18 protein-coding genes are annotated in these 25,854 nt (G+C 72.8%); 13 read left to right on the top strand and 5 right to left on the bottom strand.

Annotation, left to right across the window (positions count from 1 at the left end):
- Nucleotides 1-78 precede the first annotated feature (78 nt).
- Both ACFY30_RS01220 and ACFY30_RS01215 read right to left on the bottom strand, forming a co-directional pair.
- Nucleotides 79-1,623 carry an alpha/beta hydrolase gene (locus tag ACFY30_RS01220; RefSeq protein WP_390843120.1) on the bottom strand — a complete coding sequence of 515 codons (1,545 nt, stop codon included), beginning with the start codon at nucleotides 1,621-1,623 and terminating at the stop codon, nucleotides 79-81.
- Nucleotides 1,624-1,724: 101 nt separating this feature from the next.
- Nucleotides 1,725-4,451, bottom strand: coding sequence for a lysylphosphatidylglycerol synthase domain-containing protein (locus ACFY30_RS01215; RefSeq protein WP_390843119.1), 2,727 nt, complete (start codon nucleotides 4,449-4,451; stop codon nucleotides 1,725-1,727).
- Nucleotides 4,452-4,636: 185 nt separating this feature from the next.
- Between ACFY30_RS01215 and ACFY30_RS01210 the strand changes: the two genes are divergently transcribed.
- The 5 genes from ACFY30_RS01210 (at nucleotide 4,637) to nudC (ending at nucleotide 14,950) form a co-directional block, all read left to right on the top strand.
- Entirely contained in the window at nucleotides 4,637-5,041 is a 405-nt protein-coding gene (locus ACFY30_RS01210; RefSeq protein WP_390843118.1) for an MGMT family protein, read from the top strand.
- 159 nt (nucleotides 5,042-5,200) lie between these two features.
- Nucleotides 5,201-8,722, top strand: coding sequence for an ATP-dependent helicase (locus ACFY30_RS01205; protein WP_390843117.1), 3,522 nt, complete (start codon nucleotides 5,201-5,203; stop codon nucleotides 8,720-8,722).
- 122 nt (nucleotides 8,723-8,844) lie between these two features.
- Nucleotides 8,845-12,432 (top strand): UvrD-helicase domain-containing protein, encoded by a 3,588-nt coding sequence (locus ACFY30_RS01200; RefSeq protein ID WP_390843116.1) that lies wholly within the window; start codon nucleotides 8,845-8,847, stop codon nucleotides 12,430-12,432.
- 10 nt (nucleotides 12,433-12,442) lie between these two features.
- Nucleotides 12,443-13,855, top strand: a complete 1,413-nt coding sequence (locus ACFY30_RS01195) for a dipeptidase (protein ID WP_390843115.1) — start codon at nucleotides 12,443-12,445, stop codon at nucleotides 13,853-13,855.
- Nucleotides 13,856-14,005: 150 nt separating this feature from the next.
- A complete protein-coding gene (gene nudC / locus ACFY30_RS01190) occupies nucleotides 14,006-14,950 on the top strand; it encodes an NAD(+) diphosphatase (protein ID WP_390843114.1) in 945 nt (314 codons plus the stop codon).
- A gap of 70 nt (nucleotides 14,951-15,020) precedes the next feature.
- On the opposite strand, the gene ACFY30_RS01185 is transcribed toward nudC, so the two are convergent.
- On the bottom strand, nucleotides 15,021-15,263 hold the full coding sequence (locus ACFY30_RS01185; protein ID WP_390843113.1) for a mycoredoxin: 243 nt from the start codon (nucleotides 15,261-15,263) through the stop codon (nucleotides 15,021-15,023).
- Between the two features lie 184 nt (nucleotides 15,264-15,447).
- Here ACFY30_RS01185 and ACFY30_RS01180 point away from each other — a divergent pair, with 184 nt between their 5' ends.
- The 4 genes from ACFY30_RS01180 to ACFY30_RS01165 all read left to right on the top strand — a co-directional run bounded on the left by ACFY30_RS01180 (nucleotide 15,448) and on the right by ACFY30_RS01165 (nucleotide 19,002).
- The gene (locus ACFY30_RS01180; protein WP_390843112.1) at nucleotides 15,448-17,682 is read left to right on the top strand and encodes an ATP-dependent DNA helicase UvrD2; all 2,235 of its coding nucleotides are present in this window, start codon (nucleotides 15,448-15,450) and stop codon (nucleotides 17,680-17,682) included.
- Between the two features lie 145 nt (nucleotides 17,683-17,827).
- Entirely contained in the window at nucleotides 17,828-18,151 is a 324-nt protein-coding gene (locus ACFY30_RS01175; RefSeq protein ID WP_390843111.1) for a hypothetical protein, read from the top strand.
- A 162-nt stretch (nucleotides 18,152-18,313) separates the two neighbouring features.
- The gene (locus tag ACFY30_RS01170; RefSeq protein WP_030784068.1) at nucleotides 18,314-18,682 is read left to right on the top strand and encodes a WhiB family transcriptional regulator; all 369 of its coding nucleotides are present in this window, start codon (nucleotides 18,314-18,316) and stop codon (nucleotides 18,680-18,682) included.
- The gene (locus ACFY30_RS01165; protein ID WP_390661155.1) at nucleotides 18,679-19,002 is read left to right on the top strand and encodes a hypothetical protein; all 324 of its coding nucleotides are present in this window, start codon (nucleotides 18,679-18,681) and stop codon (nucleotides 19,000-19,002) included. Before ACFY30_RS01170 ends, ACFY30_RS01165 begins: the two co-directional genes overlap by 4 nt.
- Nucleotides 19,003-19,120: 118 nt before the next feature.
- On the opposite strand, the gene ACFY30_RS01160 is transcribed toward ACFY30_RS01165, so the two are convergent.
- Together ACFY30_RS01160 and ACFY30_RS01155 are read right to left on the bottom strand one after the other, a co-directional pair.
- Entirely contained in the window at nucleotides 19,121-20,500 is a 1,380-nt protein-coding gene (locus ACFY30_RS01160) for an ABC1 kinase family protein (protein ID WP_390843110.1), read from the bottom strand.
- Nucleotides 20,493-21,719: a TOMM precursor leader peptide-binding protein gene (locus ACFY30_RS01155; protein WP_390843109.1), complete on the bottom strand. Its 1,227-nt coding sequence runs from the start codon at nucleotides 21,717-21,719 to the stop codon at nucleotides 20,493-20,495. The genes ACFY30_RS01160 and ACFY30_RS01155 overlap by 8 nt, the downstream gene beginning before the upstream one ends.
- Before the next feature lie 240 nt (nucleotides 21,720-21,959).
- On the opposite strand from ACFY30_RS01155, the gene ACFY30_RS01150 reads away from it, so the two are divergent.
- From ACFY30_RS01150 to ACFY30_RS01135, 4 genes are all read left to right on the top strand, one after another.
- Nucleotides 21,960-22,556, top strand: a complete 597-nt coding sequence (locus tag ACFY30_RS01150) for a M48 family metallopeptidase (protein WP_390843108.1) — start codon at nucleotides 21,960-21,962, stop codon at nucleotides 22,554-22,556.
- A 144-nt stretch (nucleotides 22,557-22,700) separates the two neighbouring features.
- A complete protein-coding gene (locus ACFY30_RS01145) occupies nucleotides 22,701-24,374 on the top strand; it encodes a TerD family protein (protein WP_390843107.1) in 1,674 nt (557 codons plus the stop codon).
- A gap of 11 nt (nucleotides 24,375-24,385) precedes the next feature.
- On the top strand, nucleotides 24,386-25,066 hold the full coding sequence (locus ACFY30_RS01140; RefSeq protein WP_390661150.1) for an AIM24 family protein: 681 nt from the start codon (nucleotides 24,386-24,388) through the stop codon (nucleotides 25,064-25,066).
- An 18-nt stretch (nucleotides 25,067-25,084) separates the two neighbouring features.
- Entirely contained in the window at nucleotides 25,085-25,840 is a 756-nt protein-coding gene (locus ACFY30_RS01135) for an AIM24 family protein (protein ID WP_390843106.1), read from the top strand.
- The last annotated feature ends 14 nt before the right edge of the window (nucleotides 25,841-25,854 follow it).

Below are 25,854 nucleotides of genomic sequence, written 5' to 3'. Positions count from 1 at the left end.
GGCGGACTGCCGCCGGCCCGTCGGAGCCTGTGGATAACTGTGTGACCTGCGGGTTTTCCGGGATTCAGGGGTGGCGGGTCAGGTGCACACGGTTCCGGCGGCAGGCACCTTGCCGTCCAGCAGGTAGCCGTCCACGGCCGCCTGCACGCACTTGTTCTTGCTGCCGTAGGCGCCGTGCCCCTGACCTCGGTAGGTCAGCTCCACGCCGACGCCCTCGCCCAGCGCGTCCACCATCCTGCGCGCCCCCTCGTACGGGGTCGCCGGGTCGCCGGTGTTGCCCACGACGAGGATGGGCGCCGAGCCGGGCGCGCCGACGTCCGGGTGGTCTGCGGCGCCCGGCACGGCCCAGTCGGTGCAGCTGATCATGGACCAGGCGATGAAGTCCCCGAACAGGGGCGAGGCCGCGCGGAACTCCGGCAGCCTCGCCTCCACGTGGTCGGCGGAGTACCGGGGTCTGTCGTCGGAGCAGTTGACGGCGGCGTTGGCGGCGGCGATGTTGCTGTACTCGCCGTTGGAGCTGCGGCCGTTCAGGGAGTCGGACAGCAGCATCAGGATCCTGCCGTCCCCGTCGTAGGCCTGTTCCAGGCCCTCTGTGAGGTACTCCCAGAACTCCTTCGAGTACAGCGCCTGCGCGATGCCGTTGGTGGCGGCGCTCTGGGTGAGGGATCGCGGGAAGACGCCCGGGATCGGCTTGCTGTCGAGTCTCCTCAGCAGCGCCGCGATCCGGTCCTTCACGTCCTGCGCGCTGTCGCCGACGGGACACTCCTCGGCCTTGGAGGTGCAGTCCTCGGCGAAGTTGTCGAGCGCGAGCTGGAAGCCCCTGGCCTGTCCGAGGGCTCCCTGCTCGGGTGTCTGCGTGGGGTCGACGACCGCGTCGAAGACGGCGCGCCCCACGTGCCGCGGGAACAGGTGGGCGTAGACGCCGCCCAGTTCGGTGCCGTAGGAGATGCCGAAGTAGTGCAGTTTCGTGTCGCCGAGGACCTGGCGCATCAGATCCATGTCGCGGGCCGCGTCGGTGGTGCGCACATGCGGCAGCATCCTCCCGGAGTGCTCCTCGCAGGACGCGTTGAACTCCTCGGTGTTGTCCAGGAGGGTGCTGCGCTCGGCTGCGTCGTCGGGCGTCATGTCCTGCTGGAAGTACGCGTCGAGCTGCTGGTCGTTCTCGCAGGTCACACCGGCGCTGCGGCCGACCCCGCGCGGGTCGAAGCTCACCACGTCGTACCGGGCGCGCAGGGTCGCGTAGTCCTCGCCGAAGGCGGGCAGCGCGCTGACGCCCGACCCGCCTGGTCCGCCGAAGTTGAAGACGAGCGAGCCGATCCGCCGGCTCGCGTCGCCGTCGGCCTCGGCGCGGATCAGCGCGATCTTGATGGTGTCGCCCTTCGGCTCGGCCCAGTCCCGGGGCACCTTCAGGGTGGCGCACTGCCACCGGTCGCCGCCCGGCAGCGGGGACGGGGCGTTGCCGCCGCCCTCGGACCGGGACGGGGCCGGGCAGTCCTTCCAGCTGAGCTTCTGCTCCGTCAGGTCCTCGTCCCCGGTTTCGTCGGCACAGCCGGCCAGGACAGGGGCCAGCAGAAGGGCGGTCGCGGTCAGGGCGGCGGCGCGCAGCCGGGCGGGGTTCGGCATGGTCCCATCGTGGGGGCGTGCCCGCCCGGGCGCGCGGGGCGCGGGCCGTACGAGGTACCGCCTCCGCACCCTTCCAGAGGGCCCCGCTGCGGGCCGGAGGTCTAGAGGGCGCCCTTGCGGGTCAGCTGGTTGAAGGCCAGCCAGCCGGGCAGCACCGGAAGCCACAGCGTGAGCAGGCGGAAGAGCAGCACCGCGGGAGCGGCCACTTCCTTCGGCAGGCCGACCGCGATCAGACCGACCGTCAGGGTCGCCTCGACGGCGCCGACACCGCCCGGGGTGGGGGCGGCGGAGCCGAGCGCGTTGCCGGCGAGGAAGACGACGGCGACGCTGGCGATGCTGATCGAGGTCGAGTCCGTGCCGAACGCGCGGATCGACGCGTCCAGGCACATCACGAAGCAGAAGGTCAGCAGCAGCATGCCGCCGATGCCGGTGACCAGCTTCTGCGGCCGCTGCAGTACGTCCAGCATGCGCGGCACGACGCCCGCGAACAGTGACCGCACGCGCGTGGAGACGAACTTCCTCAGGAACGGCACCGACGTCACGACCAGCACGAGCACCGCCACGGTGAGCAGGCCCGCGATGACCGTGCGGGACGGCGACAACGACGGGGTCTTCTCGGTGCCGGTCAGATAGCCGAAGGACAGCAGCATCAGAATGTGGCAGCCGAGCCCGAACAGCTGCGACGCGCCGACGCTCGCCACCGCGAGCCCGGGACGCACGCCCGAACGCTGCAGGAAGCGCGTGTTGAGCGCGACCCCGCCGACTGCGGCAGGGGCCACGATCTTCACGAAGGACCCGGCGACCTGCGCGGCCACGGTCCGCAGGAACGGCACCCGCTCCGGCACGAACCCCAGCAGGCTCATCGCCGCGGCGACATAGCTGAGCGCGGAGAACAGCACGGCCGCGGCGACCCAGCCCCACTCCGCGTTGGCGATGAGCGGGCCGAACTCGATGTGGGTGAGCTGCGTCAGCAGGAAGTAGGCGCCGATCGCACCGGCGATGAAGCTGATCAGGGTGCGCGGCCGTACCCGCTCCAGCCGGGCGGGCTCGACCGGGGCCTGGGGCCTGATCCGCAGCACCTCGTGCCGGATCTGCGTCAGCAAGTCCTCCTCGCGCGCCTCCTCCACGGCCTCGTCGATGGCCCGCTTCTCGGCCCGCGCCTGCGCGCGTACGGCCTTCTTCTCGGCCTTCCCGGAAACCGGCTCCGCCTCCTGCCCGGCCTCCAGGCGGGCCTCCTTGGCCTGCCGGGACGCCTCGAGGACCGCCTCGCGCTCGCGCTGGGCCCGCTCCCGGGCCAGTCTGCGCAGCGTCGCGCGCGTGGAGCGGCTGAGCGCGATGGGCTGCAGCATCGGCAGACAGTCCGCCACCGCGTCCGGGCCGAGCACGCTCACGGCCGAGGCAACCGCGCGCTCGCCGCCCACTCTCAGACCCAGGGTCACGAGCAGCTGGGAGATGTCCATGCGCAGCAGCAGATCGCCGGCCGCGATCTCGCCCACACGAAGATCGGTGAGGATCACCGTGCCGGAACGATCCACCAAGATCGCGTCGCCCACCAGCCTGCGGTGCGCGATGCGGCGGGACTGCAGCGCGCGCACCTGGTCCCAGGTGTCCCGCAGCAGCCCGTCCGTGATCTCCTCGTCCGCCAGTGAGTCGAGTGTGTGCCCGCCGGTGTGCTCGTAGACGAGCATCACGGCGTCGGGTCCGAGCTCGGAGGTGGCGATCAGCTTGGGCGCGTTGGCACCCGCCGCGATCGCCGCGTAGGCGAGCAGCGCCTCCTGCTCGAGTGCCTGGCGCAGCGACTGAAGGCTGCTGCGGGTGGCGAAGCCGCGCAGGGTCAGATTGCGCCACGCGCGATAGAAGAAGCCCTGTGCCTGCTGCTCCCGGTCGACCACGGTGACGTCCAGCGGCGGGCCGTCCTCCAGGGTGACGAAGTAGCGCCGGCCGCGGTCGCCGGTCTCCGACGTGTCCGGCGCCTCCTCGCGGGCCGCGCTCACCGGGTGGAAGCCGACGTGGCGCAGGCCCGCCATCAGCGTCCGTCCCGTGGGGCGCACGTTCGGCGAGCCGACCGCGTACAGCGTGCCGTACGCCACGGTCCAGCCGATCAGCACCGTCAGAATGATCGAGAACGGCGTGGTGTACCCGGTGACCAGCATCGAGAACGCGTCGAGGAGCAGCACGATCCACAGCACCGCGCGCCAGCGCGGCCGACGCGACATGCCGACGGCCGTCATGTACGCGATCACGGGCGCGAGATAGCCGTGCACCGGGTCGGTGAGGGCGTGGATGTCACCGGGGGAGGGCTGGGTGAGGGCCTCCTGGATCGAGTCCGGGGCGGCCTTGGCGACCCACAGGTCGGTGGCGAGTGTCACACCGTGCGCGAGGACGGCGGCGAGCACACCGTCGGCGATCCGCAGCCCGTCGCGCTTGATCAGCCGCTCGATCGCGAAGGCGACCGGCACCAGCAGGATCGCGATGCTGGACGCCAGCCCCGCGATCTTGATGAGCAGATCGGGCGCCTGTCCCGTGCCCTTGTTGATGTCCTGTTCGAGGCCCGACGTCGTCCCGTGTGCGAAGGCGGCGATGCCCAGCAGCACGATGACCGCGAGCACGCCCACCAGCAGCCGCATGAGGTCGGACGGGCGGTGCACGCGCGCGGGGAGCAGCGGTTCGTCGCCCTCGACCTCGTCGATGTGCACCTCCTCCCGCGCCTCGTCGCGCGCCTCGTCCGGGGTCCCGCCCCGGCCGTCGGGACTGTCCGGGCCGTCCGGGCGCGACGCAGCGTCAGAGGTGCCCTCCGCGTCCTCGGGATGCACACCCTGCTGCTTCATCGTCTCTTCTTGATCTCGTATCACCGGTCACCGCCCGCACGATGGTGGCATGCTCCACCGACACACGGGGGCATCAGGGTGCAAATGCGGGGCGCACAGTCTGCCCGAAGCACCACCCGGGAGCGAGGGTCACGCACGGTCACCGGACGGTCGCGCTGTCGGTGAGGTGGGGCAGGATGGGGCGGATGAGCGAGCAGAGCATCCCGGACGACGCCCACCCGGACGACGAGGCCCGCCGGGAGCACCCGGACGCGCTGCCGGAGTACGCCGAGCGGGTCCTCGAGGTCGCGGAGCTGATCCCGCCCGGGCGGGTCATGACGTACGGGGACGTCGCCGAGTGGCTCGAGGAGGGCGGCCCCCGCCAGGTCGGCCGGGTGATGGCCCTCTACGGCGGCGCCGTGCCGTGGTGGCGTGTGGTGCGCGCCGACGGGGCGCTGCTGCCGGGGCACGAGCTGCGGGCGCTCGGTCACTACCGCGCCGAGGGCACGCCCCTGAAGGAGGCGAGCAGGGCCGCCGAGGGCCACCTGCCCCGCCTCGACATGAGGCGGGCGCGCTGGGACGGCGGCGAACGCGCGGAAGGTCACACCTGACAGCTTCCGCCATCCGACGTGCCGGAGGGGACCCTGTGGCCCGTACGGGGGAAAACCGGTGAACCGGGCACGTCGGTGCCATGGCGTACGTTCGAGGGGCGCAGGGCGGAGAAGGCGGCCCTCGATCACCCAGCACACCCACCAGGACCGGCGAACCACGTGAGCTCCTCTTCCTCCACCAGGCGCCTGTCGCACCCCCAGGGGCGACAGGGGAACCGTGGCGCTTACCGACTGGTACGTACCCCGCCGGCCCGGATGGATCCCCCTCGTCTGGACGCCGCACAGCGTTCCGTGGTTGACCACGCCGGCGGGCCGCTGCTCGTGCTCGCCGGCCCCGGCACCGGCAAGACCACCACGCTCGTGGAATCCGTCGCGGCCTGGATCGCCCGCGGCGGCGACCCCGCGCGCGTGCTGGTGCTGACCTTCAGCCGCAAGGCTGCCGTGGAGCTGCGCGACCGGATGGCCCTGCGCATGGGCGCCGCCCGAGCTCCCCAGGCGACCACCTTCCACTCGTACTGCTACGCCCTGGTCCGCGCCCACCAGGACAGCGATCTGTTCATGGAACCGCTGCGGCTGCTGTCCGGCCCCGAGCAGGACGTGGCCGTCCGCGAGCTGCTCGCCGGCCAGCTCGACCTGCAGCGGCTCGGCCTGGCGCACGTGCGCTGGCCCGACGAGCTGCGTGCCTGCCTCACCACGCGCGGCTTCGCCGACGAGGTCCGCGCGGTGCTCGCCCGCAGCCGGGAACTCGGCCTCGGCCCCGAGGCCCTGGACGCCTTCGCCGCCCGCATCGGCCGCCCCGACTGGCGTGCCGCGGCCGCCTTCCTCGCCGAGTACCTGGACGTCCTCGACCTGCACGGCGTGATCGACTACGCCGAACTCGTCCACCGCGCGGTCCTGCTCGCCCACCGTCGCCAGACCGCCGAGCGGCTCGCCGCGCAGTACGACGCCGTGTACGTCGACGAGTACCAGGACACCGACCCGGCGCAGGTACGGCTGCTGCACGCCCTCGCCGGCGGCGGCCGCACCCTCGTCGCCTTCGGCGACCCCGACCAGTCGATCTACACCTTCCGGGGCGCCGACGTGAACGGCATCCTGGACTTCCCGCAGGCCTTCCCGCGCCTCGACGGCAGCCCGGCCCCCGTCGAGGTCCTGCGCACCTCACGCCGCTCCGGCGCCGCTCTGCTCGCCGCCACCCGGCTGCTGACCCAGCGCATGCCCCTGACCCGCCTCCCGGCGGAGAAGGTCCGCGCCCACCGCGAACTCGCCCCCGCGCGCGAGGGCGGCCACGTCGAGGTCTACACGTACCCGACACCCGGCACCGAGCTGGACAACGTCGCCGACATCCTGCGCCGGGCCCACCTGGAGGACGGTGTGCCCTGGGGCGAGATGGCCGTCCTGGTCCGCGCCGGCTCCCGCACGATCCCCACGGTCCGCCGCGCCCTCACGGCCGCCGGCGTCCCCCTCGACATCGACGGCGACGACCTGCCCCTGCGCCACGAACCCGCGGTGGCCCCTCTGCTGACGGCCCTGCGCGCGGTGGCGACGGCGGAGGCGGCGGGGCAGCCCGAGGGACCCCGTACCGAGGACACCGCGGCCGAGGCACCGGGTCGGCCGGAGGAGCCCGAGCACGAGGAGAGCCCGGCGGAGGCGGTAGGGCAGCCCGATGGTGAGGGGACGCCGGCCGAAGCGGGGCAGTCCGGCGGTCAGGGTGCCCCGGCCGAGACGGCGGGGCCCGGCGGGGAGGGGACCCCGGTCGAGGCGACGGGGCCCGACGACGGGGGGACCCGGAACGACGGGCCGGGCCCCTGCTGGCTCGACACCGAAACCGCGCTCTCCCTCCTCGCCTCCCCGCTCGGCGGCATGGACGCCGCCGACCTGCGCCGTCTGGGCCGCGCCCTGCGGGAGGAGGAGCGCGCCGCGGGCAACCCGCTGCCGCCGCCCTCGGACGAACTGCTCGCGCGCGCCCTGGCCGAACCCGAGCGGCTGGTCACCCACGACCCGGTGTACGCGCGCGGCGCCCAGCGCCTCGGCGCGCTGCTCGCCACGGCCCGGGAGCGCCTCGCCCGCGGCGGTACGGCCGAGGAGGCCCTGTGGGACCTCTGGGAGGGCACCCCCTGGCCCACGCGGCTGGAGCGGGCCGCCCGGCGCGGCGGCGCGGCCGGCCGCAACGCCGACCGCGACCTGGACGCCGTCTGCGCGCTGTTCGCCACCGCCGCGCGCGCGGAGGAGCGTACCGGCGGCCGCGGCGCCCTGAACTTCCTGGCCGAGATCGAGGCCGAGGACATAGCGGCCGACACCCTCACCCGCCGCGCCGTACGCCCCGACGCCGTGCGCCTGATGACCGCCCACCGCGCCAAGGGTTTGGAATGGAGCCTGGTCGTCGTCGCCGGCGTCCAGGAAGGCCTGTGGCCGGACCTGCGCCGTCGCGGCTCCCTCCTGGAGGCCGACCGCATCGGCCGCGACGGACTCGCCGAACCGCTCACCCCGGGCGCGCTGCTCGCCGAGGAGCGCCGCCTGTTCTACGTGGCCGCCACGCGCGCGCGGGACCGCCTCGTCGTCACGGCCGTGAAGGCGCCCGCCGACGACGGCGACCAGCCTTCCCGCTTCCTCACCGAACTCGGCGCCGAACCCAAGGACGTCACCGGCCGCCCGCGCCGCCCCCTGTCGGTCGCCGCGCTCGTCGCCGAACTGCGCGCCACCACGGTCGACCCGCGCGCCTCCGCCCCCCTCCGTGAGGCCGCCGCCCGCCGCCTGGCGCGCCTTGCCGCGCTCGCCGACGAGGAGGGCCGGCCGCTGGTGCCGTCCGCGCACCCCTACCGCTGGTGGGGCATGTTCGAGCCGACCGAGAGCAAGATGCCGCTGCGCGACCGCGACCAGCCCGTCGTGCTCTCCGGCAGCGCCCTCGACCAGCTCGCCAACACCTGCGCCCTGCAGTGGTTCCTGGGCCGTGAGGTGAAGGCCGACGCGCCCGCCACCGTCGCCCAGGGCTTCGGCAACGTCGTGCACGTCCTCGCCGACGAGGTCGCCTCCGGGCACACCCCGGCCGACCTCGACGTCCTCATGGAGCGCCTCGACTCCGTGTGGAACGCGCTCGCCTTCGACGCGCCCTGGAAGTCGGAGCAGGAGAAGGAGCACGCACGCGTGGCGCTCGAACGCTTCCTCCGGTGGCACGTGATGGACCGCACGGGGCGCACGCCCGTCACCAGCGAGCACGACTTCGACGTCACCCTCGAGGCGGGCGACTACGAGGTGCGCATCCGCGGCCAGATGGACCGCGTCGAGGCGGACGGCGAGGGCCGCGCCTACGTCGTCGACTTCAAGACCGGCAAGCAGGCGCCGACCGCGCGCGAGGTCGAGCGCCACCCCCAGCTCGCCGTCTACCAGCTCGCCGTCCGCGAGGGCGCCGTCGACGAGGCCTTCGGCGGCGTACGCCCCGAACCGGGCGGCGCCGAACTCGTCCAGCTGCGCCAGGGGGCCGCCAAGCGGGACGGCGGCGAGACGCTGCCCAAGGTGCAGGCCCAGCAGCCGCTGGAGGGGGAGTGGGTCGGCGAACTGCTCGCCACGGCGGCCGGCAAGGTCCTGGACGAGCGGTTCACCCCCACCGCCGGCCAGCACTGCACGCACTGCGCGTTCCGGGCGTCGTGCAGCGCCCGGCCCGAGGGACGCCACGTGGTGGAGTGAACGCCCGGCACCGTACGGCGGACGGGTGTGACGGACCGCACCATATCCGCTGACCTGCGCTTCCTTTCCGCACGGCGGGCGATTTGTCATCGACTGTCAGTGCCCGCCGCTAGCCTCTCCCCATGCCCGCCCGCATCACCGATCCCGAGCAGCTCAAGGAGCTCCTCGGGATCCCCTTCACCCCGGAGCAGACGGCCTGCATCACGGCGCCGCCCGCCCCGCAGGTGATCGTGGCCGGAGCAGGGTCGGGCAAGACGACCGTGATGGCCGCGCGCGTCGTCTGGCTGGTCGGCACCGGCCAGGTCGCCCCGGAGCAGGTCCTCGGCCTGACCTTCACCAACAAGGCCGCCGGCGAGCTCGCCGAACGCGTCCGCAAGGCACTCGTCAGGGCGGGCGTGACCGACCCCGACGTCATCGACCCGGACAATCCGCCGGGCGAGCCGGTGATCTCCACGTACCACGCCTTCGCGGGCCGCCTGCTGACCGACCACGGCCTGCGCATCGGCCTGGAGCCGACGTCCCGCCTGCTCGCCGACGCCACCCGCTACCAGCTCGCCGCGCGCGTCCTGCGCGAGGCCCCCGGCCCCTACCCGTCGCTCACCCGCTCCTTCGCCGACCTGGTCAGCGACCTTCTGGCACTCGACGCCGAGCTCGCCGAACACCTCGTACGCCCCGAGGACCTGCGCGTCTGGGACACCGGACTGCTGCGCACCCTGGAGGGTGCCAAGCTGACCAACGCCGACCTGCGCAAGGTGCCCGAGACGGCCGCCGCCCGCCGCCAACTGGCCGACCTGGTGCTGCGTTACCGCGCGGCCAAGCGCGAACGCGACCTGCTGGACTTCGGCGACCAGATCGCCCTGGCCGCGCGGCTGGCGCAGGTCCCCGAGGTGGGCCGGATCCTGCGCGACGAGTTCCGCGTGGTCCTCCTGGACGAGTACCAGGACACCTCCGTCGCCCAGCGCATCCTCCTGGCCGGCCTGTTCGGCGGCGGCACCGGCCACCCCGTGACCGCCGTCGGCGATCCCTGCCAGGCCATCTACGGCTGGCGCGGCGCCTCCGTCGCCAACCTCGACGACTTCCCCGAGCACTTCGCCCACACCGACGGCCGGCCGGCGACCCGCCAGGCGCTCAGCGAGAACCGCCGCAGCGGCGGCCGTCTCCTCGACCTCGCCAACGGCCTCGCCGAACCCCTGCGCGCCATGCACGCGGGCGTGGAGGCCCTCCGCCCGGCCCCCGGCGCCGAACGCGACGGACTGGTCCGCTGTGCGCTCCTGACGACCCACGCCGAGGAGATCGACTGGATCGCCGACTCCGTCGCCCACCTCGTCCGCACCGGCAAGGCGCCCGGCGAGATCGCCGTCCTGTGCCGCACGGCCACCGACTTCGCGGAGATCCAGGGCGCCCTGGTCGCCCGCGACGTGCCCGTCGAGGTCGTCGGGCTCTCAGGACTGCTGCACCTGCCCGAGGTCGCCGACCTCGTCGCCGTCTGCGAGGTCCTCCAGGACCCCGGGGCCAACGCCTCCCTGGTCCGGCTGCTCACCGGCCCACGCTGGCGCATCGGCCCCCGCGACCTCGCCCTCCTCGGCCGGCGCGCGCGGCTGCTCGTCGCCCACGCGCGCGGGGACGACGGTGACGACCCGGACCGGCGTCTCGCCGAGGCCGTCGAGGGAGTCGATCCGTCCGAGGTCATATCGCTCGCGGACGCCCTCGACACCTTCCTGGAGACCCCCCTGGACCGGGCGGACGACGACGGGCTGCCCTTCTCGCCGGACGCGCGCGTGCGCTTCGCGCGGCTCGCCGCCGAACTGCGCGACCTGCGCCGCTCCCTGTCCGACCCGCTGATGGACGTCCTGCACCGGGTCCTCGCCGTCACCGGCCTCGAGGTCGAACTGTCCGCGTCCCCGCACGCCCTGGCCGCCCGCCGCCGTGAGACCCTGTCGAACTTCCTCGACATCGCCGCCTCCTTCGCCGCCGGCGAGAACGAGGCCGGCCTGCTCGCCTTCCTCGGCTTCCTGCGCACCGCCGCCCAGTACGAGAAGGGCCTCGACAACGCCCTGCCCGGCGGCGAGAACACCGTCAAGGTGCTCACCGCCCACAAGTCCAAGGGCCTGGAATGGGACGTCGTCGCCGTCCCCGGACTGGTCACCGGCACCTTCCCCAGCGGCCAGGGCCGCGAGAAGTGGACCGCCCAGGCCAAGGTGCTGCCGCACGAGTTGCGCGGCGACGCCGACACCCTGCCCGACATCGACTCCTGGGACTCCCGGGGCATGAAGGCCTTCCACGAGGCCATGAAGGACCACCAGCACACCGAGGAACTGCGCCTCGGCTACGTCACCTTCACCCGCCCCCGCTCCCTGCTCCTCGGCTCCGGCCACTGGTGGGGCCCCACCCAGAAGAAGCCCCGCGGCCCCTCCGACTTCCTGCGGGCCCTCCACGACCACTGCGTGGCCGGCCACGGCGAGATCGAGGCCTGGGCGGACGAACCGGAGGAGGACGAGGAGAACCCCACCCTGCACCGGGCGACCGCCGACCAGGTCTGGCCGCTTCCCCTGGACGACGCCGCACTCGCCCGCCGCCGTGCCGCCGCCGAGACCGTCCTCGCCCACCTCGACGACCTCGCCCGCCCCGGGGAAGGCCACCCCGCCGCCACGCACGACCCGGACACCTACGACGACCCCGACTGGCCCCCGCCCCCCGACGAGGACGAGCCGCCCTACGACGAGGCCGACCCGTTCGACGACGACCTCGCTGCCGCATTCGACGACGACCCGGACGCCGGATTCGGCGACGGCCCCGACGCCGGATTCGCCGACGCACCCGGCACCGGCCTCGGCGAGGAGGGCCCCGACGACCGGGACGAGCGGGACACCGCCCGCCCGGCCGTACCCCACCAGGCCACGGCCCCCGAGCTCCGCGCCGTACGCCCCCGGCGGCCTTCCCTCACCCCCGAGGAGGCCCGCACCGTCGCCTCCTGGGACCGCGACCTCGACGCGCTCGCCGGCGAGCTCCTGCGCAGCCGCCGGAGCGTCACGGACGTCCCCCTCCCGGCGACACTGACCGCCTCGCAGCTGCTGCGCCTGGCCGCCGACCCCGACGGTCTCGCGCAGGAACTCGCACGCCCCATGCCCCGCCCTCCGCAACCGGCCGCGCGCCGCGGCACCCGGTTCCACGCATGGGTGGAGGCCCGCTTCGAGGAATTGACTCTTCCGCTGCTGGAACCGGACGACCTCCCCGGCACCGACGCGGAGATCGCCGACGAGCACGACCTCGACGCCCTCAAGGAGGCCTTCGAGCGCACCGAGTACGCCCGGCGCACCCCCTACCGCGTCGAGGCCCCCTTCCAGCTCGCCCTCGCCGGCCGCGTCGTACGGGGCCGTATCGACGCCGTCTACAAGGAGGGCGACGGCCCCACGGCCACGTACGAGATCGTCGACTGGAAGACCAACCGCGCCCGCACCGCCGACCCGCTCCAGCTCGCCCTCTACCGGGTCGCCTGGGCCGAGCAGCAGGGGGTGCCCGTGGAATCCGTCACAGCGGCGTTCCTCTATGTGCGCACCGGTGACGTCGTACGACCCGACGGACTGCCCGATCGTGCCGAGCTGGAGCGCCTGTTGACGGGAGAACAGGCCGCCGCGGACGACCGTGCGGGACGTCCCGCACAGGCAAACCGTGCACAACCGCCCGGCGAGGATGTCGGCGCGGGCCGATAGGCTCGTGACCATGAGCCATCCCGTTGACAGTGCCGTCAGCGCCGTCCGCACGTACATCGAGCGGCATCGCGCCGCCTTCCTCGACGACCTCGCCGAGTGGCTGCGGATCCCGTCGGTGTCGGCGCAGCCCGACCACGCCCCCGACGTACGGCGCAGCGCGGACTGGCTCGCCGCGAAGCTGGAGGAGACCGGCTTCCCCACCGCCGAGGTCTGGCAGACACCGGGCGCACCCGCCGTCTACGCCGAGTGGCCCTCCGGTGATCCCGAGGCACCCACCGTCCTGGTCTACGGCCACCACGACGTGCAGCCCGCCGCCCTCGAGGACGGCTGGGACAGCGACCCCTTCGAGCCCGTCGTCCGCGGAAACCGCCTCCACGCGCGCGGGGCGGCCGACGACAAGGGCCAGGTGTTCTTCCACGCCCTCGGCGTCCGCGCCCACCTCGCCGCCACCGGCCGCACTGCCCCGGCGGTCAACCTCAAGCTGCTCATCGAGGGCGAGGAGGAGTCCGGCTCCCCGAACTTCCGTGCCCTCGTCGAGGAGCACGCCGAGCGGCTCGCCGCCGACGCCGTGATCGTCTCCGACACCGGTATGTGGTCCGCGGACACCCCCACCGTCTGCACGGGCATGCGGGGCCTCGCCGAGTGCGAGATCCGGCTCCTCGGCCCCGACCAGGACATCCACTCGGGCTCGTTCGGCGGCGCGGTGCCCAACCCGGCCACCGCGGCCGCGCGGCTCGTCGCCGCCCTGCACGACGAGCACGGGCGCGTGGCCGTCCCCGGCTTCTACGACGGCGTCGTCGAGCTCACCGAACGCGAGCGCGAACTCTTCGCCGAGTTGCCCTTCGACGAGGAGCAGTGGCTGCGCACCGCCAAGTCGCACGCCACCCACGGCGAGGCCGGGCACACCACCCTGGAGCGCATCTGGGCCCGCCCGACCGCCGAGGTCAACGGCATCGGCGGCGGCTACCAGGGCCCCGGCAGCAAGACGATCATCCCGTCCTCGGCCTTCGTGAAGCTGTCCTTCCGGCTGGTCGCCGGACAGGAACCCGAGCTCGTCGAGAAGGCCGTCGGCGCCTGGGCCGCCGAGCAGATCCCCGCCGGCATCCGGTTCGAGATCGCGTTCAGCTCGGCCACGCGCCCGTGCCTGACCCCGCTGGACCACCCCGCCCTCGAGTCCGTGGTCCGTGCCATGGGCCGCGCCTTCGAGGGGCCCGTCCGCTTCACCCGCGAAGGGGGCTCGGGACCGGCCGCCGACCTTCAGGACGTCCTCGGTGCCCCGGTGCTCTTCCTGGGCATCTCCGTCCCCTCGGACGGCTGGCACGCGCCGAACGAGAAGGTCGAGCTGGACCTCCTCCTCAAGGGTGTGGAGACCACCGCGTATCTCTGGGGCGACCTGGCGGAGAACTGGCGCCATGCGCCTTGACGCCCCCGCTCGGCCCGGAGCGGGTTTGCGCGCGGCGCACACTGGAAAGGCCGCACCGCGACACCGCACCGGACCCGGTCGCCCCCTGCCGCACGTCCCGCTGAACCGCCCGCCGAATCAACCGTTCCACCGGGGGAGTTGGAAGCACCCGTGACCACCTGGACCGACCAGAACGCCGACCGGCCCATCTCGCTCACCGCACCGAGCGGCATCGACCGCGCCGCCCACCACCGGCTCGACGAGGCCTGGCTCGCCGCGGCGTGGAGCCACCCCACGACGCGTTGCTTCGTCGTCTCCGGCGGCCAGGTCCTCATCGACGAGACGGCCGACGGCCGGACCGAGCTCGTCATGACGCCCTCCTTCGAGGCCCCTCTCACCGAGGCGCACCGCTACTTCCTCGGCACCGACGAGGACGGCGTCAGCTACTTCGCCCTCCAGAAGGACGCCCTGCCCGGCCGCATCGACCAGTCCGCGCGCCCGGCCGGACTGCGCGAGGCCGGACTGCTGCTGTCACCCCGGGACGTCGGCCTGATGGTGCACGCCGTCGGCCTGGAGAACTGGCAGCGCACCCACCGCTTCTGCTCCCGCTGCGGCGAGCGCACGGTCATCGCGGCGGCCGGTCACATCCGGCGCTGCCCCGCCTGCGGCGCCGAGCACTACCCCCGCACCGACCCCGCGGTGATCATGGCCGTGACGGACGAGGACGACCGCATCCTCCTGGGCCGCCAGGTGCACTGGCCCGAGGGCCGCTTCTCGACCCTCGCCGGCTTCGTCGAGCCCGGCGAGTCCATCGAGCAGGCCGTGCGCCGCGAGGTGTTCGAGGAGGCCGGCATCACCGTCGGCCAGGTCGACTACATCGCCAGCCAGCCCTGGCCGTTCCCCTCCAGCCTCATGCTGGGCTTCGTCGCCCGCGCCACCTCCACCGACATCGACGTCGACGGGGACGAGATCCACGAGGCCCGCTGGTTCTCCCGCGACGAACTGGGCGCCGCCTTCGAGTCCGGCGAGGTCCTGCCGCCGTACGGCATCTCGATCGCGGCCCGCCTGATCGAGCTCTGGTACGGCAAGCCGCTGCCCACGCGCAGCTTCATCTGACGCAGCATGTGACAAAGGACATGGAAAGGGCGGCCTCCCGAGCTCCGGAGGCCGCCCTTTCCGTACGGGGTCACGCGCTGATCTTCTGCTTCACCTGCGCCAGCGACGGGTTCGTCAGCGTCGAACCGTCAGCGAACAGCACGGTCGGCACCGTCTGGTTTCCGCCATTCGCCTTCTCCACGAACGCCGCGGACTCCGGGTCCTGCTCGATGTTGATCTCGGTGTACGCGATGCCCTCGCGGTCCAGCTGCTTCTTCAGCCGCTGGCAGTAACCGCACCACGTGGTGCTGTACATCGTCACAGTGCCCAGCATGTCTCTCGTGCTCCTTCGGCGGGTGGGGAACGGGTGGTCGCAGGAGGAGAACGTACGTGAAAGGCACACCATTCCCGTGCCGCGAGGACGGCAGGGGGTGACCCTCGCCGCATTGGTACGACTATCGGGGGCCGCCTGTGGACAACCGGCTCACCCGTCTCCGCCGACCTGGCAGCATGGCCGTGTGACAGCAGCAACGCACTCCCCCCTCTTCCCGCAGGCCCCCCGGTCGGCCGACGCGGTGCTCGAAGGGCTCGACCCCGAGCAGCGCGAGGTCGCCACCTCCCTGCACGGTCCGGTGTGCGTGCTGGCGGGAGCCGGCACGGGCAAGACCCGGGCGATCACCCACCGCATCGCCTACGGGGTGCGCGCCGGCATCCTGCAGCCCTCCAGCGTGCTCGCCGTCACCTTCACCAACCGCGCCGCCGGGGAGATGCGCGGCCGGCTGCGGCAGCTCGGCGCCCAGGGCGTCCAGGCCCGCACCTTCCACTCCGCCGCCCTCCGTCAGCTGCAGTACTTCTGGCCGAAAGCCATCGGTGGCGCCCTGCCCCGGCTCGTCGACCGCAAGATCCAGCTCGTCGCGGACGCGGCCGCCGCCTGCCGCATCCGCCTGGACCGCGGGGAGCTGCGGGACGCCACAGCGGAGATCGAGTGGTCCAAGGTCACCCAGACCGTCCCCGCCGACTACGCCCTCGCCGCCGCCAAGGCCGGCCGCGAAGCACCCCGTGACCCCGCCGAGATCGCCCAGATCTACTCCGCCTACGAGGACCTCAAGCGTGACCGCGGGGTCATCGACTTCGAGGACGTCCTCCTGCTCACCGTCGCCGTCCTCCAGGACCGGCACGACATCGCCGAGCAGGTCCGCGCCCAGTACCACCACTTCGTGGTCGACGAGTACCAGGACGTCAGCCCCCTCCAGCAGCGCCTGCTGGAGCTGTGGCTCGGCGAGCGCGACAACCTGTGCGTGGTCGGCGACGCCAGCCAGACGATCTACTCCTTCACCGGTGCCACCCCCGACCACCTCCTCGACTTCCGCACCCGCCACCCCGGCGCCACCGTCGTCAAGCTGGTCCGCGACTACCGCTCCACCCCTCAGGTCGTCCACCTCGCCAACGGTCTGCTCTCCCAGGCCCGCGGCCGCGCCGCCGACCACCGCCTGGAGCTGGTGTCGCAGCGCGCCCCGGGACCGGAACCCGTCTACGCCGAGTACACCGACGAGCCCGCCGAGGCCGAGGGCGCCGCCCGCCGTATCCGGGACCTCCTCGCCGCGGGGGTCCCGGCCGCCGAGATCGCCGTCCTGTTCCGCACCAACGCCCAGTCGGAAACCTACGAACAGGCCCTCGCCGACGCGGGCATCCCCTACCAGCTGCGCGGCGCCGAGCGCTTCTTCGACCGGCCCGAGGTGCGCAAGGCCGGAGTCGCCCTGCGCGGCGCGGCCCGCTTCGGCGGCAACGACACGCTCCTGGAGGACGCCGTCGACCTGCCCTCGCAGGTGCGTGCCGTCCTCTCCGGCGAAGGGTGGAGTCCACAGCCGCCGGCCGGCTCCGGAGCCGTCAGGGAGCGCTGGGAGTCGCTGGCCGCGCTGGTCAGCCTCGCCCAGGACTTCGAGGCCGCCCGGCCCGGCGCCACCCTCGCCGACCTGGTCGCCGAACTCGACGAACGCGCCAACGCCCAGCACGCCCCGACCGTCCAGGGCGTCACCCTCGCCTCCCTGCACTCGGCCAAGGGCCTGGAGTGGGACGTCGTCTTCCTGGTCGGCGTCGCCGAGGGCATGATGCCGATCACCTACGCCAGGACCGACGAGCAGATCGAGGAGGAGCGCCGCCTCCTCTACGTCGGGGTCACCCGCGCCCGCGAACGCCTCCATGTCTCCTGGGCGCTCGCCCGCTCACCCGGCGGACGCCCCAGCCGCCGCCCCAGCCGCTTCCTCGACGGACTGCGCCCCGGCTCCGGCACGGGAGCCGCCCGGGGCGGGGGAGCCTCCGGAGGCATCGAGCGCGGCTTCGGCGGGGCCGCCGCGGGCACCCCGGGGGTGGTGCGCCGCACCCAGCGCACCCCGGCCCGCTGCCGGGTCTGCGGTCGCACGCTCACCGACGCCGGCGAGCTGAAGCTGATGCGCTGCGAGGGCTGCCCCTCCGACATGGACGAGGGCGTCTACGAGCGGCTGAGGGAGTGGCGCGCGGCCCAGGCACGGCGCAACGGACAGCCCGCGTTCTGCGTCTTCACCGACAAGACGCTGATGGCGATCGCCGAGGCCGTCCCCGACGAGCCGGGCGCACTCGCGCGGATCCCCGGGGTCGGCGCGCGCAAGCTCAACCGCTACGGCGCCGACGTCCTGGCCATCTGCGCAGGCCAGCCGCTCACGGACGAGGACGAGGGGGAGGGCGGGGGGACGGATGCGAACTCGTCGAAAAAATAGTTTGCGCATGCCCCAGCAATCCCCATAGGTTCTTAGACACGGAAACGGCGGCCTTCTCCAAGGCCCTGGTTCCGTGCTCTACTTACATATCCGTTGGACTGGGCTCACCCCCGGTCCCCCGAGACGCCGAGAGGAGGCGATTCCAGTGATCATCATCAACAGCAGCTCCATCAGCACCGCCAAACTGACCGATCGCTCGATCGTCTCCGCGTGCATGCTCGGCGCCTCGACCCTGGGCACCGGTCTGTCCGGCATTCGTGCCGGCCGGCTGGCGTCCTCCTCCGGTGCCCCCGCGGGCCTTCCCGTCCGCGAGCGCGATGAGCGACCGACCAAGGCACTGGAAGCAGTAGCGGCACAGGCGCAGGCCTATGCCTTTACGGCGGCCGGTGCCGGATTCCGGAAGCAGACGACGCAGCACCACCTGATGTGGGCCTTCCGTGGGCCAGAACCCTGGAGTGATCCAGCCTGATCTCGATCAGGCCGGCGCCTTCAGGGCCGCGGAACCCCATCCGGGATCCGCGGCCCTTCTGTTTGTCCCCGTACCGGGGACGGGCGGGCGAAGGGGCCTCGGGACAAGAAACGCCGACACCCGGTCCAACAGGACCGGACCGACAGACGAGGAAGACGAACCGTGCAACTCGAAGCGCACGCCCCGTCCGTACCGCCTTCCGAAACGATCCCCCCGCCCGGCCTCACGGAGGACTCCGCCTTGACCCCGCTCACCGCGCTCACCGCGCTCGACGACGCCATCGAGAACCTCGGCGTACCCGTCCCCTGCCGCTCCTACGACCCGGAGGTCTTCTTCGCCGAGTCGCCCGCGGACGTCGAGTACGCCAAGTCCCTGTGCCGCACCTGCCCGCTGATGGAGGCCTGCCTCGCCGGCGCCAAGGAGCGGCGTGAGCCCTGGGGTGTCTGGGGTGGCGAACTGTTCGTCCAGGGCGTCGTCGTCGCCCGGAAGCGGCCGCGTGGCCGCCCGCGCAAGAACCCGGTCACAGCATGAACACCGCCGGAACGATCGACCGCCCCCTCACGCAAGACCCCACGAAGCAGGCCCCGATGAAGCCGTTCACCAGCGAGCCCGAAGGTTCCGCGACCGAAGACGTCACCACCACCGGCGCGATCGACTCGCGTCAGAACAGGACCCGAGAGATGCAACTCATTCCAGAAGCCCTGGCCCGTGCGCATATGCACGAGCGACTGCAGGAGGCCGAGCGGGACCGTCAGGCCGTGCGCCTGGTGGCGGCCCGCCGGATGCAGCGCAGGGCCGAGCGCGCGTCGATGCGTGCTCGCCGGGCGCTCGCCATGGCCGTGATGCAGTAACCCACACCCACCGGAAGCGGTGGCCTCCCGGCGAGGGAGGCGGAAACTGTCCCCGCGGGGGCCGGTCCGTCCGAACGGACCGGCCCCCGCGGTGCGTTGTGCCCGCGGCTCCCGGCTGTCAGGCCTCGGCCACCGACTCTCCCGCGTCGAACTCGTCCAGCTCCTCGGCGAGGACGAATCCCGGCAGCCACTCCTCCAGTTCGTCCCGCAGCCGCACCGTCGCGCCGAGCTGACACAGCACACCGATCGTGCTCAGGGTCACCCGGTGTATGAGCAGATAGGCCGGCGGCAGGTTGAGCTGCTTGCCCAGTTGGTGGGCGGGGGAGCGGGGGTCGGCGATCCGGGCCGCCTGGCTGCGCATCCAGCCGCGGGTGAAGGTGAACTCCTCCGCCTTGGCCGGTTCGATGATCGGCAGCAGGTAGTCCAGAACCGCGTCGGGGTCCAGTTCGATGGACTCCTTGACGAAGCCTTCCGTGCAGAGCAGTTCGTAGACGGCGTCGGCCTCGCCGTCCAGGGTCATGCGCAGGGATTCGCCGATCGATTCCGGCAGGCCGCCGGAGAGCCGGTCGACCGTGCCGAAGTCCAGCACGCCCAGCCGCCAGTCGTCCTCGCCGTCCGGTCCGCCGGGCAGCAGACGGAAGTTACCGGGGTGCGGGTCGGCGTGCAGCAGGCCGGTGCGGGCAGGGCCGGAGAACAGGAAGCGGGCCAGCAACTGACCGGCGCGGTCACGCTGCTCCTGGGTGCCCTCGGAGATCACCTCGGACAGGGGGACGCCGTCGATCCACTCGGTGATCAGGATCTGCTCGCACTGGTGCACCACCGCCGGGACCACCACGTCCGGGTCATCGGCGAATTCCTCCGCGTGGGCCTGCTGGGCCTGTGCCTCCAGGGCGTAGTCCAGTTCCTCGGAGACCCGGTCCCGGAGCTCGGAGATCAGCGGCTTGACGTCCATGCCGGGAATCAGGGGGCCCAACAGGCGTGCGAAGCGGCTGAGTTGGTTCAGGTCGGAGAGCAGGGCCTCACCCGCCCCCGGATACTGCACCTTGACCGCGACCGGCCGGCCGTCGTGCCACACCCCGCGGTGCACCTGGCCGATGGAGGCGGCCGCGGCGGGCTTGTCGTCGAACTCGACGAACAGGTCGGGCCAGTCCTCGCCGAGCCGCTCCGCGAGCACCGTGTGCACCGTGCGGGTCGGCATCGGCGGCGCCGCGTCCTGGAGCTTCGTCAGCGCCGCACGGTAGGGGCCGGCGACCTCCTCGGGCAGGGCGGACTCGAAGACGGACAGGGCCTGTCCGAACTTCATGGCGCCGCCCTTCAGCTCGCCGAGGACCTTGAACAGCTGCTCGGCGGTCCGCTGTTGCAGCTCACGGCCGACGATCTCCGCGGACTCACCGACGATTCGCTTGCCAAGGCCCCAGGTCGCCCGCCCGGCGAAGCCGAGCGGCAGCGCGGCGAGCTTGGCGGTCCGGGTGACCGCCTTCCGGGGAAGATCAGACATGCGCCCTCCAAGTCCCAGCCTGCCGCGCCGCCACTGTCGTACGGCGTAAGTCCTTCGAATGCCGTTGCTCTGCCATTGTCGCGTGCGATCCCCCGTCCTCGGGTGTGTGTTCCGCCCTACCTTTCTCCTCACCCTTCCTCGCGGCACCGCAAGGACACGCGGAATGGGGCCACACCGGCCGGGCGTGCCACTGCAGAGTGGGCAAGGACACCTCCCAGCGAGCTCCCGCGCTGGAGGGGACCCGGCCGTCCAGGAAGGTGAGCGCATGGGCGGCCGCCAGGCCGGCGACCGCCGTGGCCAGGGTCAGGTCGCAGGCCCGCACCGGGCGGCGGCTGCCGGACTGCCACTGCGCGACCAGCCGCGGCCAGGTCTCGTCCCGGTCGGCGCGCGCCTGTTGAAGACAGCCCGCGCAGCCCGTCTCACCGGGCAGGACGAGCGGCCCGACGACACCCGTCGCCTCCACCACCCCGGCGTAGAGGTGCGGAGTGCCCGAGGCCAGCAGGGGTTCGGCCGCCCCCGGGGCCGGCGCGTGCACGGACACGTCGTCCCGTGGCGCGACGACCACCAGGGCGAAGCCGGGGGTCCCCTCCTCGGCCGGTGACCGCGAGCCTCTGCGCCGCGGGCGCTCCGGGGCTGCCCTGCGCACGGCCCGGCGTGCGGCCTCCTCCCGGCGCTCGCCGACCGACTCGGCGGCCAGCCCGCCCGGTGCGACGTCCCCCGGCTCCACCAGGCCGCCGTCGCGTACGTCCACCTCGCCGATCCCCGCGCCCGACAGCAGCGCGGCCAGCACCGCCCCGACCCGGCCCGCGCCGCGCACCCGCACCCGCAGCCGCCGCCGGGCCGCGAGGTGACCGAGCGCCTCGCCCGGTGCCGAGGTGGTCAGCGACAGCGAGGCGAGGTCGGGCCGGAGCCGGTCCAGGACCGCCGTCCTCTCCCGCAGGTCCGCCGCGTCCGGCCCGCCCCCGCGTGCGTCGTCGAGCAGTCCCGCCCGCGCCAGCCGCTCCACGAGCTGGTCCACATGACCGTCCGGCAGGTCCATGCGGCGCCCCTCCTCACGCAGCAGCTCGAGCCCGCGGGTGCCGTCCAGCAGATCGAGGAAACTCCCCGTCGCCGTGTCCACCGGACCGAGTGTCAGCGCGTGCGCCGGAGTCATCCCGAACTGCACGGTGTTGAGGTCCCGCCAGCCGCGCCGCAGCGCGGGCTTCACCCTCGGATGCATCAAAAACCCCCGTATGCCCGGAAACTCCCCGTACGTCGGCGGAGCGGGGGCGTGGGGGCGTCCTCGCTCCGCCGACGAGTGCCAGCATGCCCGGCGCCGCCGAGCCGTGCCGGAAGTTGTCCACAGGCGCAGGCATTCGTCGTACAAATCCGTCGTATGAGGCAAACCAGGGGTGCGGGACCGGAACCCGACCGCCTCGGGGTCGGGACTTCCGCCGTGTGCAGCGGGTAACGTCGGGGCGTGCCCGCCGACCCCCTGCACCGCGCCGGAACGCCACAGCGCAGCACGACGAGCCAGCCGCCGAGCGGCTCGGGGGCGAGCCCGATCGAGGTCCGCAGGAGTGCCCGTCGACGCCGGACGGTCTCCGCGTACCGTGAGGGCGATCGCACCATCGTGCTCATCCCCGCCCGGATGTCCGAGGCCGAGGAACAACGCTGGGTGAGCGTCATGCTCGACAAACTGGCCGCGCAGGAGAGCAGGCGGGTGCCCGGCGACACCGAACTGGCGGAGCGCGCCGAGCGGCTGTCGGCCCAGTACTTCGGCGGCCGGGCCCGGCCCGCCTCGGTGCGCTGGGTGACCAACCAGAACACCCGTTGGGGCTCCTGCACCCCGGCCGAGCGCAGCATCCGTCTGTCGCACCGCCTGCAGGGCATGCCCGAGTACGTCATCGACTACGTCCTCGCCCACGAGCTCGCCCATCTGCTCGTGCCGGGCCACGGCCCCGACTTCTGGCGGCTGCTGGAGGCCTACCCGCGCACGGAGCGGGCCCGGGGCTATCTCGAGGGAGTGGTGGCCGCGCAACGGCTGCCGCACCTGACCGGCGCACGCGAGGAGTGACGCGGGGGGCGCGGAGCGTGCGCGCGCCCGGTATCAGGTGCCGCGGGTTGTGTACCGGGTCTGTACCGACATCGTGCGTTGTCGGAGTTTGCCGTTAGCCTGACGCGACGCACTCGCAATCGGGATGGGGGACGGTCGTTACGCATGCCCAGGGAATTCCAGCGCGGCCACAAGGCCAGGATCAGTGACCTCACCGCGGGCACCGATCTGTACGTAGGCGTGCAGATCTCCGCCCCCGGCCTGACCTTCGACATCAGCTGCTTCGGCCTCGACGCCGACGAGCGGCTCTCGGACGACCGGTACTTCGTCTTCTTCAACCAGCCGAAGTCCCCCGAGGAGTCCATCCAGCTCCTGGGCACCCAGGCGGGCGACACGGAGTCCTTCCGCATCACGCTGGACCGGATTCCGCCGCAGATCCGCAAGCTGTCCTTCACCGCGACCATCGACGGTGCCGGGCAGATGTCGCAGATCAACCCCGGCTACATCCGCATCGTCGCGGGCGGCGAGGAAGTGGCCCGGTACGCGTTCAACGGCTCGGAGTTCACCACCGAGCGGGCCGTGATGCTGGGCGACTTCTATCTGAAGGACGTCTGGCGCTTCGCGGCCGTCGGACAGGGCTTCGACGGCGGCCTGGAGGCGCTGCTGAAGAACTTCGGCGGCGAGGTCGCGGAGGAGGAGGCGCCCGCCGCTCCCCAGCAGCCGCAGCCCCAGACCGGCGCCACCCCCGGCTTCGCGCCGCCCGCGTTCGGCGCCCCGTCCGCACCCGCTCCCGCCCCGGCGCCCGTGCCCGCCCCGCAGCAGCCCCAGCCCGCTCCGCAGGGCTTCGTGCCGCCGCCCGCCCCGACCCCGCCGGCGCCCTCGGTGCACGCCGCGCCGACGATCGTCGCGCCCATGCCCACGCCGCCCGGCGGCATCCAGGCCCCGCCGCTTCCGGCGCCGCCCGGACCTCCCGGTGGCCCCCAGCCGCCGTACGGCCAGCCGCCGCAGCAGCAGTCGTACGGCCAGGGCGTCACCCCGACCGCGCCGATGCCGCCCGGCTACGGACAGCCCCAGGCGCCCCAGGCCCCGATGCCGCCCGGCTACGGCCAGCAGCCCCCGTTCGGACAGGTGCCCGGCCAGCAGGCGTACGGGGTGCCGCAGGGCGCGCCCCAGGGCGGTGCCGGAGTGACCGCCGCGCTCCAGCAGTTCAAGGAGACCCCCACCGGTCAGCGCTGGACGCAGCAGAACAAGAAGCTGATCCGCGTCGACCTCGGCATCGGCGGCCAGCCCGTGCTCGCCCGCCAGGGCAGCATGGTGCTCTACCAGGGCAAGGTCGACTTCAGCTACAAGGGCGCCGGGTTCGCCGGCCGGATCGTGGGCAACGCGACCGGCCAGGAGATGCAGCTGATGCGCTGTACCGGCCAGGGCCAGGTGTTCCTCGCCGACAACTCCACGATGGTGCACCCCATCGAACTCCAGGGCGACGGCATCTGCGTCTCCGCCGAGAACGTCCTCGCCTTCGACGAGAGCCTGCAGTACGAGGTCCGGCGCATCGAGGGGCACGGCATCCCCGGCGGCGCCCTGTTCACCATGCAGTTCACGGGCACCGGCACGATCGTCGTGAAGACGCACGGCACGCCCGTCGTCCTGCCGGTCACCCCCACCACGTTCGCCGACTGCAACGCCGTGGTCGCCTGGTCGTCCGCCGCCCAGGTGGTCGTCTCCAGCCAGGTGCGGATGCGCCGCAACGCCTACCCCGGCGACACCGGGGAGAGCGTCAACCTCCAGTTCCGGGGCGCGCCCGGCAACTTCATCGTCGTCCAGCCGTACGAGGTCTGAGGGAGCCCGTCATGAACCAGCCGCTCGCGGGCTATGCCCCCGCACCCGTCACCGCCCGCATGGAGAACCACGGCAACCACATGCTGAAGGTCGCCATGCAGACCGGGAACGACCTTCTCGCGCGCGTGGGCTCGATGGTCGCCTACGAGGGCTTCGTCCAGTACGAGCCCAACCCGCCGGCCGTGCGCCAGATCGCACGCGACTGGATGACCGGGGAGGGCGCGCCCCTGATGAAGTGCTCCGGCGACGGACTGCTCTACCTCGCCGACTACGGCGCGAACGTCGTCGTGATCAACCTCAACGGCGACGGCATCTCGGTCAACGCCACCAACCTGCTGGCCTTCGACGCGCACCTCACCTGGGGCGTCGAGCGGGTCAAGGGCCTGGCGAAGTTCGCCGGGCAGGGCTTGTGGAACACCAAGATCTCCGGACAGGGCTGGGTCGCGCTCACCTCCCGCGGCAAGCCGATCGTGGTCGACTGCGGCGGCGGCGAGGACGAGACCTACGTCGACCCCGACGCGCTCGTCGCCTGGTCGCCGAACCTCAAGGTGAAGGGCAAGCGCAGCTTCAAGGCGCAGTCGCTCATCGGCCGCGGCAGCGGCGAGGCCTACCAGATGGCCTTCTCGGGCCAGGGCATCGTCGTCGTCCAGCCCAGTGAGGACAGCACCGACCGCCTCCGGATCCGGGGCTGAGGGGGAGCCAGAAACGCCATGCAGAGCTCACTTTTCGCGCACAACGACTCGCAGACCCAGGAACGCTGGAGCCTGCAGAACAAGCAGATGCTCCGCGTCGTCCTGGAGGGCCACGACGACATCCTCGCCCGCAAGGGCACGATGGTCGCCTACCAGGGCCTCGTCGAGTTCGACGCCGAGTACCAGAGCAACCAGCAGGGACGCGCGCGTGCGCGCACGGGCGAAGGCCTGGACCTGATGCGCTGTCACGGGCAGGGCACGGTCTACCTCGCCAACCTCGCCCAGTACATCCACCTCGTGGACGTCGAGCAGGACGGCCTCACCGTCGACAGCAGCTACGTCCTCGCCATGGACTCCTCGCTGCACCACGAGGTCATCGCCGTCGACAGCCTCTACGGCATCTCCGGCTCCGGGAAGTACCAGCTCAACATCACCGGGCGCGGCCGGGTCGCCCTGATGACCTCGGGCGCGCCGCTGATGATGCAGGTCACGCCCGACAAGTACGTCAACTGCGACGCGGACGCCATCGTGGCCTGGTCCACCGGGCTGCGTGTGCAGATGCAGGCCCAGACGCACTCCTCCGGGGTGTGGCGCCGGCGCGGCAACACCGGCGAGGGCTGGGAGCTCAGCTTCATGGGCACCGGGTTCGCGCTGGTGCAGCCCAGCGAGCTGCTGCCGCCGCAGAACGCCCAGGTCGGGTCCGGCCTCGCCGCGCAGTACGGCATGGGCCAGCACGGGGCACGGGGACAGAACCAGGGCAACGTCTGGAGCTGACCCTTCCCGCGGGG

The organism is Streptomyces sp. NPDC000345, assembly GCF_042898825.1.
Classification (GTDB): domain Bacteria; phylum Actinomycetota; class Actinomycetes; order Streptomycetales; family Streptomycetaceae; genus Streptomyces.
This window is presented reverse-complemented; position numbering and strand designations above follow the sequence as displayed.